At 58.1% G+C, this 15838-nt stretch carries 16 protein-coding genes; 12 read left to right on the forward strand and 4 right to left on the reverse strand.

The window, feature by feature from the left end:
* Nucleotides 1–47: 47 nt before the first annotated feature.
* A complete protein-coding gene (galE, locus tag HDF08_RS11480; protein WP_179638586.1) occupies nt 48–1019 on the reverse strand; it encodes a UDP-glucose 4-epimerase GalE in 972 nt (323 codons plus the stop codon).
* 381 nt (nt 1020–1400) lie between these two features.
* Between galE and HDF08_RS11485 the strand changes: the two genes are divergently transcribed.
* The 4 genes from HDF08_RS11485 (at nt 1401) to HDF08_RS11500 (ending at nt 5751) form a co-directional block, all read left to right on the forward strand.
* The gene (locus tag HDF08_RS11485; RefSeq protein ID WP_179638587.1) at nt 1401–2498 is read left to right on the forward strand and encodes an energy transducer TonB; all 1098 of its coding nucleotides are present in this window, start codon (nt 1401–1403) and stop codon (nt 2496–2498) included.
* Nucleotides 2499–2589: 91 nt separating this feature from the next.
* Nucleotides 2590–4461, forward strand: coding sequence for a hypothetical protein (locus tag HDF08_RS11490; RefSeq protein WP_179638588.1), 1872 nt, complete (start codon nt 2590–2592; stop codon nt 4459–4461).
* A gap of 15 nt (nt 4462–4476) precedes the next feature.
* The gene (locus tag HDF08_RS11495; RefSeq protein WP_179638589.1) at nt 4477–5121 is read left to right on the forward strand and encodes an outer membrane beta-barrel protein; all 645 of its coding nucleotides are present in this window, start codon (nt 4477–4479) and stop codon (nt 5119–5121) included.
* A 102-nt stretch (nt 5122–5223) separates the two neighbouring features.
* Entirely contained in the window at nt 5224–5751 is a 528-nt protein-coding gene (locus tag HDF08_RS11500) for an outer membrane beta-barrel protein (protein ID WP_179638590.1), read from the forward strand.
* 86 nt (nt 5752–5837) lie between these two features.
* On the opposite strand, the gene HDF08_RS11505 is transcribed toward HDF08_RS11500, so the two are convergent.
* The 3 genes from HDF08_RS11505 to HDF08_RS11515 form a co-directional block, all read right to left on the reverse strand.
* Nucleotides 5838–6473 carry a porin family protein gene (locus tag HDF08_RS11505; protein WP_257030988.1) on the reverse strand — a complete coding sequence of 212 codons (636 nt, stop codon included), beginning with the start codon at nt 6471–6473 and terminating at the stop codon, nt 5838–5840.
* A 164-nt stretch (nt 6474–6637) separates the two neighbouring features.
* Nucleotides 6638–7129, reverse strand: coding sequence for a Spy/CpxP family protein refolding chaperone (locus HDF08_RS11510; protein ID WP_179638591.1), 492 nt, complete (start codon nt 7127–7129; stop codon nt 6638–6640).
* Between the two features lie 93 nt (nt 7130–7222).
* On the reverse strand, nt 7223–8146 hold the full coding sequence (locus HDF08_RS11515; RefSeq protein WP_179638592.1) for a LysR family transcriptional regulator: 924 nt from the start codon (nt 8144–8146) through the stop codon (nt 7223–7225).
* A gap of 120 nt (nt 8147–8266) precedes the next feature.
* Between HDF08_RS11515 and HDF08_RS11520 the strand changes: the two genes are divergently transcribed.
* The 8 genes from HDF08_RS11520 to ilvD are packed head-to-tail and all read left to right on the forward strand — an operon-like array spanning nt 8267 to nt 15832.
* Entirely contained in the window at nt 8267–9460 is a 1194-nt protein-coding gene (locus tag HDF08_RS11520; RefSeq protein WP_179638593.1) for a 2-isopropylmalate synthase, read from the forward strand.
* Between the two features lie 23 nt (nt 9461–9483).
* Nucleotides 9484–10593 (forward strand): 3-isopropylmalate dehydrogenase, encoded by a 1110-nt coding sequence (leuB, locus tag HDF08_RS11525; protein ID WP_179638594.1) that lies wholly within the window; start codon nt 9484–9486, stop codon nt 10591–10593.
* Nucleotides 10594–10598: 5 nt separating this feature from the next.
* A complete protein-coding gene (locus HDF08_RS11530) occupies nt 10599–10781 on the forward strand; it encodes a hypothetical protein (protein ID WP_179638595.1) in 183 nt (60 codons plus the stop codon).
* Between the two features lie 5 nt (nt 10782–10786).
* Nucleotides 10787–11500, forward strand: a complete 714-nt coding sequence (locus tag HDF08_RS11535; protein ID WP_179638596.1) for a hypothetical protein — start codon at nt 10787–10789, stop codon at nt 11498–11500.
* Nucleotides 11497–12954: a 3-isopropylmalate dehydratase large subunit gene (gene leuC / locus HDF08_RS11540; protein ID WP_179638597.1), complete on the forward strand. Its 1458-nt coding sequence runs from the start codon at nt 11497–11499 to the stop codon at nt 12952–12954. Before HDF08_RS11535 ends, leuC begins: the two co-directional genes overlap by 4 nt.
* Nucleotides 12954–13604, forward strand: a complete 651-nt coding sequence (gene leuD / locus HDF08_RS11545) for a 3-isopropylmalate dehydratase small subunit (protein ID WP_179638598.1) — start codon at nt 12954–12956, stop codon at nt 13602–13604. The genes leuC and leuD overlap by 1 nt, the downstream gene beginning before the upstream one ends.
* Entirely contained in the window at nt 13601–14113 is a 513-nt protein-coding gene (locus HDF08_RS11550) for a hypothetical protein (protein ID WP_179638599.1), read from the forward strand. The genes leuD and HDF08_RS11550 overlap by 4 nt, the downstream gene beginning before the upstream one ends.
* A gap of 30 nt (nt 14114–14143) precedes the next feature.
* Entirely contained in the window at nt 14144–15832 is a 1689-nt protein-coding gene (ilvD, locus tag HDF08_RS11555) for a dihydroxy-acid dehydratase (protein WP_179638600.1), read from the forward strand.
* Nucleotides 15833–15838 lie beyond the last annotated feature (6 nt).

Below are 15838 nucleotides of genomic sequence, written 5' to 3' on the forward strand. Positions count from 1 at the left end.
GGACGGCAGCGCGCCACTCCACGCTCGCCGCCCAGTTCGAAACGCTGCTACGCATATCGCTTCTGATGCCACTCCCATGCGCTGGCCATAATCTGATCCAACTCCGCATACTTAGGCGACCACCCCAACTCAGCCTTGATCTTCGCCGAACTCGCCACAAGAACCGCCGGATCGCCCGGCCTGCGATCGCACTCCTCCACAGCAATGGTCCTGCCCGTCACGCGGCGCGCCGACTCAATGACCTCAAGAACGCTGAACCCCTGTCCATTACCAATGTTGTAGATCAGCCGGCTGTTTGAGTCGCTAAGCGCTTGTAGAGCCAAAAGGTGGGCCTCAGCCAGATCACGCACGTGAATGTAGTCGCGGACGCAAGTTCCATCTTTGGTCGGGTAGTCGCGGCCGAAGATTTTAATATTCGCCCGCCTCCCTAGCGCTACATCGAGGATCAGCGGAATCAGGTGAGACTCGGGTTCATGCGCCTCCCCGTACCCCTCAACAGCTCCAGCGACATTGAAGTAGCGCAGGCTCGCATACTTAAACCCATGAATGAGGTTCATCCATCGAAGCATATGCTCAACAAGCAGCTTGCTCTCACCATAGGGATTGGTAGGCTGCAGTTTCGCGTCCTCGAGAATCGGCGTTTTCTCAGGCTCCCCATAGCAGGCAGCAGTGGAACTGAAGACCAGCCGGTCGTGTCCAGTAGCCAGCATTGCCTCCAGAAGAGTCAGGGTTGCCGCAGTATTGTTTCTGAAATAGACCTCTGGATGCTTCATGCTTTCGCCAGCTTCGATTAGGGCCGCGAAGTTCATCACGCCATCAAAACACCCTTCGCGAAGAGTCTTTTCGATCAGAGGACGATCCGCTATATCGCCCTCGATAAACTTGGTGTTTTCAGCGACCGCCGAGCGCTTGCTGTGGCAAAGGTTATCGAACACCGTGATGGCATGACCTTGAGTCAGCAATATCCGCGCTACCGTACCGCCGATATACCCTGCTCCACCTGTTATCAGAATCTTCATTCATCGTCTCCTAGTACCCTTCTTGGATACCACAAAAGTGCCAGTGTCAATCACTTACGCTTACGGCACTATACTTGCAGTAGTAGTAAACAAAGAGAAAAGCAGAGCCCCGGCCCTGAAAGAAAAAGACACCTCCCTAAAGCATGGAGCCTGCTACAACCTTTTCCTTCCTCGCTTGCGTCTCTTAAGTCGGGCCGACACAGCGTTCCACCCCCCCGGTGATGTGACAAGTTGCATTGAGTCAAAGACGACGGGCTCGAATCACCCTATGGCGCTCCGGCATAGCACCTCGGAGTTATTCCTCCTTCGCATCGGTTCTGTTTTCATAACAGTACTGGTGTAACTCTCCCGCCCTCGGTACGAGGCACTTCAAGGACTTTTATGGCAAAGCCGCTTCGCAGTGATGATCCCGCACCGCAGAATATGCAATTCGCACACTTCGGCGTCCTGAACGACGGCAACCAGAGCAAGTCCTCGCTCTTCACCTCTATCGCTCTGAACGTTGTGCTTGCGCTTTGCGCTATTATCATCGGCGCCGCTGCGAAGAAGACGATTGACACTAGGCACAAGCTTACTGAGCTGACTGAGCCGATTCCGATGAAGAAGCCCGACGAGCCGCCGCCAATCAAGATCAAGCCGCCAAAACTTCCGCCTACACCAGTGGTTAAGGTCGAGCCGCCGAAAATTAAGCTGCCTGACGTAAAGCTGCCTGACGTTCCGAAGCCGCCTGAGATTAAGATGGTGCAGCAGATGCCGGTTGTTCTTCCGGCACCTCCCAAGCTCGTTCAACCTCCACCGGCGCCCAAGGTCGTCAGCCTTGCACAAGCTCAGCCGGCTGCGCTGATCAACAACTCTCCCCATCCAACTGCTGTCGCCCTCGGCTCACAGACCAACCCAATCGCACCCTCGAACCGTCCTTCGACAACTTCCATCAATCTTGGCAACAAAGGAATGTCGGGGATGCCGGCTTCCAATAACGGCATGGGCGCGCAGTCAACTATTGTCAATCTTGGTTCCGGTTCAGCTGGCAGTCAGAATATGCATGGTAGAGATAACGCCTCAGCTGGCGTTGTCGGCGTCAAGCTTGGAGTCACTGGTGGCACTGGACCGATGAATGCCCCAGGTCGCACCGCCGGCGTCGTCAATCTCGGCCAAAACGCTCCTCCTCCGATGCCAAAGCCAGCCGGGCCTTCTGCGGCAATGGCGAAGACCGCACCGAAGGTTCTCTTCAAACCCAAGCCAGAGTACACCGCGGAGGCTCGCAACCTTCATATTGAGGGCGTCGTATCTGTCCGCCTTCGGGTCTCCTCTTCTGGTGCTGTCCAGGTTCTGGGCGTAACCAGCGATCTCGGCCACGGCCTTGGCGACTCTGCCATTCACGCCGTACAGGCCACACGCTTTCAACCCGCAACAGACGCATCGGGTCATCCGATCGATTGGGAAGGTGTTGTCAATGTAGCTTTCCAACTCGCCGGATAAGAAACTTTTTTTGTTCCGTTGTTGCAGCATGAAATAGCATCTAGTCCATAATCAGGCTGACCCCAGGGGGTCACCGTAGGAGCCGTAAATCATGATTCTCGGGAAACAGTCTACCGCCGGTCTGCTGCTGGCACTTCTAGTCGCAACCACTCTCCCCGCGGGAGCAGGCATCCTACATCCTGGCAAAAAGAAGAAGATGGATGATGATCTCTCCTCAACGCGCAAACCGACGGCCGCGCAGAACGCACTGATTGACAAGGCGATCGCCCGCGAAAAGGTGATCGTCAAGACCGTCAAGGAGCGGGCTCCTCTTGTGGAGACCTACATCCAGACCATGAAGCCGGATCCTCTTCTAGGTCAGGTTCCGGAGTCTGACGAGCACTTCCTCAGCCGCGTCGACTTCAAGAGCGTCATCGGCGACAACTCATATGTGGTCAACAAAGAGACCTCAAAGGGCACTAGCAATGACGGCAAACTCGGATTCTTTAAGCACTCCGTCTCTTTCGTCGGCGGTCTCGGCAATAGTCTCCATCTGAACTTCCACGAATCCGGCTTTGTGCAGATGCTACTGATGGATTCCAACAGCTTCGATCGTCAGCACTATACCTTTGGCTACGTGCGCAACGACTTCCTCGGCAACACTCCGACGGCCGTCTTTGACGTAACCCCGATTGAAGGTAAGAAATCCTTCGGTCGCTTCTTCGGCCGTATCTGGATCGAGGCGCGCAGCGGCAACGTTGTTCGCTTCAACGGTGACTTCGCCGGGACCCAGGAAGACCAGAAGGAGTTCTATCACTTTGACAGCTGGCGGACCAACGTCCAGCCCGACCTCTGGCTGCCGACCTCCTTTTACGTGGAAGAGAGCGACCCCAGGAGCGTCTCACGCACTCTGAAGTTCAAAGCGATTAATCATATCTGGGGTTATGTTCTGAAGGTCCCGCCGCCAGAGAGCGAAAACACCTCAATGGACGTTGTCGGCGCAACCGACGTCAGCAACGACGCTCAGGATGTCAGCCCTCTGGGAGCACAGCGCGCCTGGGTCCAGCAGGCAGAAGACAATATCGTCGAGCGCCTCTTCCAGGCTGGTCTACTCGATGCGCCAAGCGAGTTCGACAAAACTCTTGAAGCACTCGCTGGCAACATTCTTGCGTACAACAACATCACACTTTCCAGGCCGATACGATGCCGAACGCTGCTGACAGAACCGCTGGAGTCTCTCGCAATTGGCAATACCATCGTCATCTCAAAGAGCTTGCTTGATACCACTGGCGTTGTCACTCAAGACGGCGCGCAACAGATGGGCAACCTCAATGCAATTCTGGCTTTCCAGATTGCACACATCATTCTCGCTCACCGCCTCGACACCAAGTACGCCTTCAACGACCGTCTGCTCTTTCCTTCCACGACAGTCTTCAACCGCATCCCCATGCATCACACCGATGCTGACAACGCTGCAGCAGCAAAGAAAGCAATGGAATTGCTCAATGCGAAGGAACTCGAGGGCGGACAGCAGTATTTCAGCCTCTACCTCCAGCAACTACAGCAGCGAGTTAAGAGTTTGAAAGCGCTCAACGAGCCGATGATTGGCGACGGCCTCGTCAAGAGCGACACAGATCCTACCTTCTGGATGCAGGCCATCACGACAAAGGGCCCGAAGCTGGATATGAAGGACCTGAAACAACAGGCAGCGATGCCACTGGCCAGCTTCCTCCGCTTCGATCCCTGGACCGATCAGGTATTCGTCCTGCACTCGGCCTTCGAGCCTCTCCTAACAGCAGCCGACAAAATGCCCTTTGAGGTTGAGCCGGTCTACTTGAAACTTAGCTACTACAAAGCACCCGCAGAACCTGCAGCGGCCCCAGCCGCACAACCGTTGACCGCAGCTCCTGCAGACAATACAGCAGCACCAGCCGCAGCAGCACCGGCTGCCACTCCCCCACCAACCAACGCACAACAAAACTAAAACCTAAGAGCGTGGATGGACCTGCTCATTCAGACCGTCCACGCCTTTTATTGTCTGGGTCCCGCTCCCTCGACACAACGTATGCATCAATTTTTGTTTGATAAGGAGGCACAACTGTTGAAGCGGCATATTCTCATCGGCTGTTTCGCCTGCGTCCTTAGTCTGACTCACTGGTCGCATGCGCAAGCCGTTCCAACCGCCACTCGCACAGCTTCGATACAGATCGGTGCCGCAGGAACGTTCATCAGTCCCGACTATACGCAGCCATATATTAAGGGCATCACCATCTACGGCAACTACGATATCGGTCAACATTTGGGAGCCGAAGGCGACATTCACATCTCCGTCATCACGCCCGGCGATATCAGCGAGAACTCTTACCTCTTGGGCCCGCGCTACAAATGGCATTACAAGCGCTTTGAGCCCTATGTCAAAGTCCTCTTCGGTATTGGCCGCTTCGGTTTCCAGTCTGGCAGCTTCAACACGCCGGCAACATTTACATATTTCCAGTATGCGGGCGGCGGCGGCCTGGATGTGCGAGCAACTCGGCATATCAATGTACGGGCTTTCGATGTGGAGCTCCAGAAGTGGCCCGGCCTTGCACCCAATGGCCTTTCCCCAATTGCCTACACGATTGGTGCTGCTTATACTTGGCGCTAGCCGGAGAGTCTGACTCATGATGAAGTTATTGCTTCACCTCAATGTCCTGTCGTTGCGCTCTTCAGCCTGCGGTAAGGAATACGCTGTTCGACAGGAGTGCACGTGCTGACAAAGACTGTTCTTTTTCTGGGTCTGTTGGGGACCGCATCGATGCTAAGCGCGCAGGCCAATCCAACGGCCACTCGCACAGGAGATCTCAAGATTGGTGGCGGCTTCTCCACCGCAAACTCCGACTACGGAGATCGGTTCAATGGCGGCGCTGCCTACTTTGACTTCGATTTTCTCTCTCACATCGGGGTCACGGGCGAATTCCATTTCGTCAAAGATCAGAATGATCTCTACGAGAAGACCTATGAGGTGGGCGGCCGCTACTTTCGCGAATATCGCCGCTTCGTCCCTTATGGCAAGGTTCTCTACGGACGCGGCGTCTTCAACTTCCCTGTCAACCCGGACGGATTCCGCCCGAATCTCGCGTATAACCTTATAGCTGCCGGTATTGGCACCGACTACAAGGTGAAACCGTACCTCTACATACGCGCCGACTGGGAGTACCAGCAATGGTTTAGCTTCGCCGGCTCCAGTCTTACCCCGAACATCCTCACGCTGGGTGCGGCCTATCGCTTCCGATAGAAGACTGTTTGTCAGGTACTCGTAATTCAGAACATGAGAAAGCCCCGGTTCACGCCGGGGCTTTTCCTGTTTAAAGCTGCAGACCGTTAGAAGTGATAAGCAATACCGATCGAAGGAGTCGAGATAATCTCATAGCGATTGGTATTGAAGATATTGCCCGGAAGGCTGAAGGTCGGAGTCTTCACCAGGAACGCACGGTACTCCGCTCGAATGTCGAAGCTTGGACTTAGCTCATACGCGACACCGCCGCCAAAGAGAGCGCCAATGTTTGTATTCCGCTTCGCGTCCAGGTTGGTCGATCCCGCATCCTTGAACGGCGAGAAGAACATTACCCCCGGACCAGCTTCAAGGAACGGGTTAAAGTGCTTGAAGTTCAGGTTGAAGACGTAGGCAGCGCTAACCTCCTGCTGCAGAGTATGAATGCCGCCGTTAGCCTTGCCAAAGACCTGATAGTACTGCGTGTTCTGTTGGTATCCGTAGTTAACTTCAAGTCCGCTCCGCGGCGTCAGCAGATAGCGGTAGCTCGCAACCAGTCCAATAGTCGTGCTTGTGTTTTTCTGCACGCTGTTTCCGGTAATCTGTGGGGCAAACGCCGCGCTTCCGCTTACGCTCACGTCCTGCCGGCTCTCCTGCGCATAACCGGCGGCCGCAGATAACGTCAGCGCGCCCAACAACAACATCGTCTTCTTCATTCTTCGCTGGATCCCTTCGAATTCGCCCATAACTTCCTACGCTGTCCCGCAGGCAACGCGCTTCAAAAGTTATGGCACGCCGTATTCACTGTTCTTCATTGTAACCGCACCGCTGCCCGAAGTTGTACTACCGACGCAAGAAGGGCCGGAGATCTGCATCTCTCCAGCCCCTGCGACCATCTTTTCCTAACGCATTATTGCGGCGGAGGAGAAGAAGGCGCTCCCTGCCCACCCTCGCGACTCTCTCGACGCTCCTTCATCTGAGCCTGCAGAGCGTCATACTTCGTCTTCTGATCGTCGGTCAGCACGGCACGTATCTTATCCTGCGAGGCTTTGTGGATGTCCATCATCTTCGCCCGCTTGTCAGCCTGGGGAGTTGTGGTGTCCTGCCGCAAAGCCATCATCTGAGTTCGTGAATCGTCGTCAATCGCCTTCACCTGGGTCACCTGATCAGGAGTCAGGTTGAGCTTCTTCGTCAGGAATTCAACCTGATGCTCCTCCCTTTGAGCGCCACTCCGGTGGCCGCCATTTGGGGGGCCTGCCTGATCCTGCGCCGGCGGAGGAGATGGGTCTTGTGCCATTGCGGGAAGTGCACTCAGCGCGGTCGTACAGAGCGCCAAAAGAGCTGCTTGTAATACTGGTTTGCGAAATAGTGTCATCATCGGATTCTCACTCTCATGCTGCATCTGCCGGAAGAGTTTCTCCGGCGGTCAAGTCTATTCGTACAGACGCCCTTTTTTCGCAAATGTTCCGCTTTCTTGCAAAATTCACAGCGGTCTTCACATCCCCCGTTCGGCCTGGAAACAGTACGGATCGCCATGCGCTGCCGCATAGGCCTCCACAACATTGAGAAAGGCCAGCGCCGCATGCGACAGGCTAGCTTGCCTCCGATAAACCAGCCGCAGCTTGCGCTCAATCTGCAGCTCCGGCACCTGAACCCGCACCAACGCCCCGCTCTCAAGCTCGGTCCGTACCGTCAGCCCCGGCACCAGAGCCACACCATTCCCCATCTCAACAAACCGCTTGATCGCTTCCAGCGACGGCAGCTCGACCCCCATCTGCAGCGGAGTCTTATGCCGTTTGAACGCCTGAATAACCTTTTGTCGCTGCGGCGATGGAATGTTATGAGCAATAAAGTTTTGCCCACCCAACTGCCGGATCGACACCTTCCCTGCCCCAGCCAGGGGATGTCGCGGATTCACCACAAAAGCCAACTCATCCCGGTACACAACCATCGACTTTACTTGGGCATCGTCCGGGCGAAAGGAGAGTACCCCCAGCTCCACAGAGTGCATTAGTACCTCGTCCGAGATCCTGCTGGCCAGCGTTCGCTGCACCGCCAGTTTAATCCTGGGGTTCTGCCTCCGAAACTCATCAAGCAATGGCAACAGATAAAGGCAGGTGTACTCGTTCGCTGCCAGGTTCAGCCTGCCCCTGTGAAGCTCGCGCAACTCCGTCAGCGCCCCCGCCGCCTCATTCCGCAGATTCAGCAACTTAGAGGCATACTCCCGCAAAACCTCCCCCGCGTCGGTCAGCGTTCCATCCCTCGATGAGCGCTCAAACAGAACCTCTCCCAACTCCCCCTCCAGTTTGGCGATTGCCTGACTCACCGCTGGCTGAGTACGATGGAGGCGTGCTGCCGCTCGCGAGAAACTACGCTCTTCTGCCACCGCCAGAAACGTCTCCATCTGGACTAAGTCCAATCCTTACCTCCGTGCAGCCGAGATCTACCGCTTGAATGTCGCAATTAGAATTTCTGATATACCTGCAAGCCATCATAAGCATGCATTATGATAACGTCCAGATCGAGAGTGCTAAATCTAATGTCCTCGCCCAATCAAATCGTCTTCTTCGACACCACCCTCCGCGACGGCGAACAGTCCCCCGGTTGCACGATGCATCACGACGAAAAGTTGCGCATGGCCCACCAGCTGGCAGACCTCGGAGTCGACGTCCTCGAGGCCGGCTTCGCCATCGCCAGCCAGGGCGACTCCGACTCCATCCGCATGATCGCCCGCGAAGTTCGTGGCCCCCGCATCGCCTCCCTCGCCCGTTGCAAACGCGAGGACATTGAAGCCGCCGCCCGTTCTATCGAGCCAGCTGAGAAGGCGCGCATCCACACCTTCTTGGCCTCCTCCGACCTCCACCTCGAAGCCAAGCTGAAGATCACTCGCCCCGAGGCACTCCATCAAGCCGCGGAGTCCGTCCGTCTCGCCCGCACCTTCGCCGACGACGTCGAGTTCTCCGCCGAGGATGCCACGCGCACCGACCCTGACTTTCTCGTCGAGATCGTGACCGTCGCGGTTCAGGCCGGAGCCACCACCATCAACATCCCCGACACCGTCGGCTACACAACGCCTGACGAGTACGCCGCCACCTTCCGCATGCTCTTCGCAAAGGTTCCCGGCATCGTTGGTCCTAATGGCAGAGACAACGTCATTCTCTCCACCCACTGCCATAACGACCTGGGCATGGCCGTCGCCAACACCCTCGCAGGCATTCAGGCTGGAGCCCGCCAGGCCGAGTGCACCATCAACGGCGTCGGCGAACGCGCCGGCAACGCCGCACTCGAAGAGATCGCCGCGGCCCTTATGGTGCGCCGAGACAAGCTGCCCTACACCAACAACATCAAACTCAATCAGCTCTTCCCCACCAGCCAGATGCTTGCTGAGTTCATCAGCTTCGGCTGCTCGCCCAACAAGGCCGTCGTAGGTGCCAACGCCTTTGCCCATGAGTCCGGCATTCATCAGCACGGCATGATGGCCAACCCGCTCACCTACGAGATCATGACACCCGAGTCCGTCGGCGTCCCCGCAACCAACATGGTGCTCGGCAAACACAGCGGGCGCCGCCTCCTCGAGCAACGCCTCACCGAACTCGGACACTCGCTCACACGCACGCAACTTGACGACGTCTATCACCGCTTCACCGAACTCGCCGACCGCAAAAAATCCATCTACGACCAGGATCTGCTCGGTCTTCTGCAATCGGACAAGTCCTCCGTTACCACGCACTAGATCCACGCAAAGGAAAGAGCGTCATGCGACTCAAAATTGCAGTTCTCGCCGGCGACGGCATCGGCCCCGAAGTAACCCATCAGGCCACAAATATTCTTTGCGCTGTAGCTGAGCTGGGCGGGCACGAGTTCACCTTCGTCGAAGGCCTCATCGGCGGCATAGCCATCACTGAGACCGGCTCTCCCCTGCCCACGGCCACGCTCGATGCTGCTCTGGAATGCGATGCTGTCCTCCTCGGTGCTGTTGGCGACAACAAGTTCAACGCGCTCCCTCCCGACAAACGTCCCGAAGCTGGCCTTCTGCAAATCCGCCAGGCTCTCGGAGGCTTTGCCAATCTGCGCCCGTCCATCGCCTACACCGCGCTCAGCGAGAGCTCCCCGCTACGGCCCGAAGTCACCAAAGACGTCGACATCCTCTTCGTGCGCGAACTCCTCGGCGGACTCTACTTCGGCGCGCCACGCTGGTGGGACCGCGAGAGCAACGAGGCCATCAACACCATGCGTTACACTCGCGACGAGGTCGTGCGCGTAGCCCGCGTGGCCTTCGAGCTCGCCAGCAACCGCCGCCAAAAGGTCACCTCTGTCGACAAGGCCAACGTCCTCGAGGTATCTCAACTTTGGCGAGCCACCGTCACCGAAGTCGCAAAGGAATATCCCTCCGTGACGCTTGAGCACCAACTCGTCGACTCGATGGCGATGCACATCATGAACATCCCTCGGAACTTCGACGTCGTCCTCACCGAAAATCTCTTTGGGGACATCCTCTCCGACGAAGCGGGAGTCATCACCGGCTCCCTCGGCATGCTGCCCTCGGCGACTATCGGCGGCGCTGTCAATCTCTACGAGCCCGTTCACGGCAGCGCACCCGACATCGCCGGCACCGGCAAAGCCAATCCACTCGGCGCGATCTTAACCGCCGCGATGGTCCTCCGCCATTCAGCGAATCTCGAGCAGGATGCCAGGGCCGTCGAAGCAGCGGTCAACAAAGTTCTCGACGCTGGCTACCGCACCGCCGACATCGCTCGCGGGCAGCAACCCGGCCAAACCCCAGTCAGCACGCAGGAGATGGGCAAGCTCGTACACCAGGCCCTGGCCGAGTCCATCGACCGCCGCCAGGCCATGCACGCCGTCTAAAGGACATGAGTTTGAGATTCAAGACGGCCCTGGCAAACCTCGCAATCACCGTAGCGTTGGTCTATCGCTGGCTGCGGGGTGCGCCGCCGATGGCGCTCCTCATCACGGCGATCATCATGTTTCCTCTGGTCAACGGCCTGCTGTGGTTCAGTCAAAGAAAGTTCAATCAACCTAGACGCAGTCGCTAACCAAAATGAAGATGCGCCATGCCATCCAATTCGCCGCCACTCTGCTGCTCTTCGCAACTCCGGCCGCGCACGCACAAATCTCTTCGCCACAAATCAAGAAAGACAAGAAGCAGCCAAAAGAAAACGTCGAGTGGCTATGGCAATACGGCCCCCCGCCGGCCGACGGCCGCGAGACCCAACTGGTTCTCGATACCCGCTTCCGGCCATTCCTGGCCCAATACCTCACTGCTCCGCAAACTTTCTGGGGCAGTCCCAAGACCGGCTACAAACCACTCGACGAGACCGCGCTCGACTTCCTGTCAGTCCCCGATAAAGTTCGCGCCGACGACAATCGTTATCTCTCAATCACCGGCTGTGTCTTCCGCTTTAATCCGGCGCGCGGCCTACTCTGGGTCGACCTCGGACTTCCCCATCCTTTCATCATCTTCGCCGCCATCGACTGGATCAAGGACAGCAGAACCCCCAGCGAACCCGGCGCCGAATACACTCTCTGGATCTTCGCCAACCATCCCATCGACCCAGACCACATCCCCCTGGCGCTGACTCACAGCGTCGCCCGCTGGACCGCCCAACCGCCCTCCGGCAGCACCGTCATTCAACAGATCACTCGCGCCATTCTCGTCGACCCCGATGGTACGCCTCATCAGATTCAACCGGCAGCCATCGGAGCCAATACATTCACCCTCCCTCCATCAACCGAGCAAAAGGCACAACCATGAACACTCCCCAGACGAAGCCCCAGACACTCTTCGAAAAAGTATGGCAGCAGCACCTCGTCGTCGAACCCCAGGGTGAACCCAGCATCCTCTACATCGACCTGCATCTGGTCCACGAGGTCACCAGCCCCCAGGCCTTCGACGGTCTCCGCATGACCGGCCGCAAGCTGCGTCGCCCCGACCGCACCGTCGCCACCGTAGACCACAACGTCCCCACCAGCAGCATCGAGGACCGCCTTCATATCGTCGACCAGATCGCCTCCAAACAGATCGAGGCGTTACGCAAAAACTGCGCTGACTTCGGAGTCGAACTGTACGACGTCCAGTCACCCGAGCAAGGCATCGTCCATATCATCGGCCCAGAGCTTGGCCTCACCAAGCCTGGAATGACCATCGTCTGCGGTGACTCCCACACCAGCACTCACGGGGCGTTTGGCGCTTTAGCTTTTGGGATAGGGACAAGCGAAGTCGAACACGTCATGGCTACGCAGACGCTCCCACAGGACAAGCCAAAGACCTTCCGCATCAACGTCGAAGGCACGCTTCCCGTCGGTGTCACCGCAAAAGACATCGTCCTCCACATTATCGGCGAGATCGGCACCGCCGGCGCTACAGGCTACGTCGTCGAATACGCCGGCTCCGCCATTCGCGCCCTCTCGATGGAAGGCCGCATGACCGTTTGTAATATGAGCATCGAGGCCGGAGCCCGCGCCGGAATGATCGCCCCCGACGCCACCACCTTCGCGTATCTGAAAGGCCGCCGCTTCTCCCCGTCCAGCACTGCATGGGACGGAGCCATAGCCCATTGGTCCGAACTTGTAACTGACGAAGGAGCAATCTTCGACCGCGAACTCACCCTCAACGCGGCCGACATTACCCCAACCGTCAGCTGGGGCACCTCACCCGGCATGGTCACCGGCGTCAAGAGCACCGTTCCCCTGGCAGATCCCACCGCCAGCGAGGCAGATCAAAAGGCCTTCGAGCGCGCCCTCGAGTACATGGGACTTCACGCCGGCGAACCCATCGAAGAGATCAAGATCGACCGAGTCTTCCTTGGCTCCTGCACCAACGCCCGCCTTGAAGACCTGCGCGCCGCAGCCTCTGTCGTTCGCGGCTACCACGTCGCCACCTCGGTTCGAGCGATGGTCGTACCCGGATCACAGTCCGTCAAAGCGCAAGCAGAAAAAGAAGGCCTCGACAGAGTCTTCACCGAAGCAGGCTTCGACTGGCGAGAGCCAGGCTGCAGCATGTGCCTTGGCATGAACCCCGACATCCTCGCTCCCGGCGAGCGCTGCGCCTCCACATCCAACCGTAACTTCGAAGGCCGTCAGGGTCGTGGTGGCCGCACTCATCTCGTCAGCCCGCAGATGGCCGCTGCAGCCGCCATCACCGGCCACTTCACCGACATCCGCACCTGGCAGTTCAAAGATCAGCCTATACAGAAAGAGGCGAACTAATGCATCCCATCAACGTTCTTACCAGCCATGCCGCCCCTCTCGACCGCCCCAACGTCGATACCGACCAGATCATCCCCAAGCAGTTCCTCAAGCGCATCGAACGCACCGGCTACGGCGACTTCCTCTTCTACGACTGGCGCCGCATCCAGGACGGCCCCGACGCTGGCCAGCCCGACCGGACCTTCGTCCTCAACAAGCACCATCACAAGGGAGCGAAGATCCTCATCGCCGGAAAAAACTTTGGATGCGGCAGCTCCCGTGAGCACGCCGCCTGGGCTCTCACCGACTTCGGCTTCCTTAGCGTCATCGCACCGAGCTTCGCAGACATCTTCTTCTCCAACGCAGGAAAGAACGGAATGGTCCTCGTCCGCCTCTCCGAAGCCGACGTGCAAACCCTGATGCAGCGTTCAGAAAAAAATCCCGCCCACAAGATCACCATCAACCTCGAAGCCCAGACCGTCACCGACGACGAAGGCTTCAGCGCGCACTTCGACATCGACCCCTTCCGCAAATACTGCCTCCTGAACGGCCTCGACGACATAGGCCTAACCCTGCGCCACGGATCAGCGCTAGACACCTACGAAACAAAACACGACACCGAATTCTGGCTGAAGCCGAAGTCCGCTTCAATAAGCGGAGCTACTTCGTGAAAAATCAAATTGTAGCCATATTCGCGCTGGCTATTGTTACCGCTGCCGGGTCTGCTAGCGCCAGTGCGAACAAAAACCCACCTGCAGCTTCGTACGCTCCGATCCCTCCACAGATCGCCGCCGCCAAAACAATCTTCCTCTCAAATCGATGTGAGGAAGACTACAAGACCTGCGCGGAGGTCTACAACGGTCTCTACACCGCATTGTCTTCCTTCGGAAAGTATCAACTTGTTTCCTCGCCAGCTACCGCAGACCTCATCTTCGAAATCCACATGGTGGCCAGAACCGGCACTATGGACGTTCTGAACGGAGAGGGCCACTCAAACGCTTACTCGAACCTTACCTTGGCAATACTGGATACCCAGACCCACATAGGTCTCTGGACCATCACCGAACCGTTCGCGAAAAATACTGCCGTGAAGGCTGTCATGTTTGATCTGCAGATCATCACGCAACCAAACGCCACCGCTGCACCACCACAACACGTTCCCGGCTACACCAAAGATTAGTAGAGATCAAAACGGAAACAGGAGAGATACTTGGCCGACGCAAAGAAGTATTCCAGAGTCCTCACAGAAGGCCCATCCCGCGCTGCGGCTCGCTCTTATCTGCGCAGTGTAGGCTTCACCAAAGAAGACCTGCACAAGCCCATCATCGGCATCGCCAACACCTGGACCGAGGTCGGTCCCTGCAACTTCCATCTCCGCGACGTCGCCGCCGCCGTCAAGCAAGGCATTCGCGACGCCGGCGGCACCCCCATGGAGTTCAACACTATCACCGTCCACGACGGCATCACCATGGGCACCCAGGGTATGAAGGCCTCGCTCGTCTCCCGCGAGGTCATCGCCGACTCCATCGAACTCATCACCCGCGCCAACTCCTTCGACGGCCTCGTCTGTATCGCCGGCTGCGACAAGAATATGCCTGCCGCCATCATGGCCCTCGCCCGCCTCGACATCCCCGGCCTCATGCTCTACGGCGGCTCCATCGCCCCCGGCAAGCTTCCCCAGCCCGACGGCACCACCAAGGAGATCACCATCCTCCAGGTCTTCGAAGGCATGGGCTCACACGCCGCCGGCAAGATCACCGATGACGAACTCGAAGCCCTCGAAGCTGCCGCCTGTCCTGGCCCCGGAGCCTGCGGCGGACAGTTCACCGCCAACACCATGGCCATGGCTGGCGAGTTCCTCGGCATCTCCCCCATCCAGATCACCGGCGTCCCCGCCATGTCTCCCGAGAAAGCCGCAGCCAGCCGTGAAGCAGGACGTCTCGTCATGGAACTAGCCAAGAACGACCTTCGCCCGTCGAAGATCGTCACCCGCAAAGCTATCGAGAACGCCTACGTCTCCGCCTGCGCTTCGGGTGGCAGCACCAACGCAGTCCTTCATCTGCTTGCCATCGCGCGCGAATTCAACATTCCCTTCACCATCGACGACTTCAACGCTATCAGCGACCGCACCCCGCACATCTGCGATCTCTCCCCCGGTGGCAAGTACGCGGCCACGGACTATCAAAACGCAGGCGGCAGCCGCCTTCTCGCTAAACGACTCCTCGACGCTGGTCTCATCGACGGCGGTCAGATCACCGTCACCGGCAAGACCCTCGCCGAAGAAGCCGCCGCGGCTGTCGAGACGCCCAACCAGAAGGTCATCTATACCACCGACCACCCACTCAAGGCCACCGGCGGCCTCGTCATCCTCAAGGGCAATCTCGCGCCCGATGGCTGCGTCGTCAAAGTAGCCGGACACGAGCGCCTCAATCACACTGGCCCCGCCCGCGTGTTTGAGTCCGAAGACGAGTGCCACGCCGCAGTGGAGGCCGGTAAGATCAACCCCAACGACGTCTGCGTCATCCGTTACGAAGGCCCACGTGGAGGCCCAGGCATGCGCGAGATGCTCGCCGTCACCGCCGCCATCAAGGGCATCCCGGAGCTCAGCGAAACCGTAGCTCTCCTCACCGACGGACGTTTCTCCGGTGCCACACGTGGATTGATGGTCGGCCACGTCGCACCCGAAGCCCAGCTTGGAGGCCCCATCGCCGCCGTCCACGAAGGCGACACCATCACCTTCGACATCCCCAACCGCAAACTAACCCTCAACATCCCCGAAGCCGAGATCGCCAAACGCCTCGCCACATGGAAGGCCCCCGAACCCCGATTCAAACGCGGCGTCTTCGCCAAGTACGTTAACACCGTAAGCAGCGCCAGCGAAGGAGCCGTCACCACCTAACCAATC

The organism is Tunturiibacter empetritectus (genome assembly GCF_013410875.1).
Lineage (GTDB): Bacteria > Acidobacteriota > Terriglobia > Terriglobales > Acidobacteriaceae > Edaphobacter > Edaphobacter empetritectus.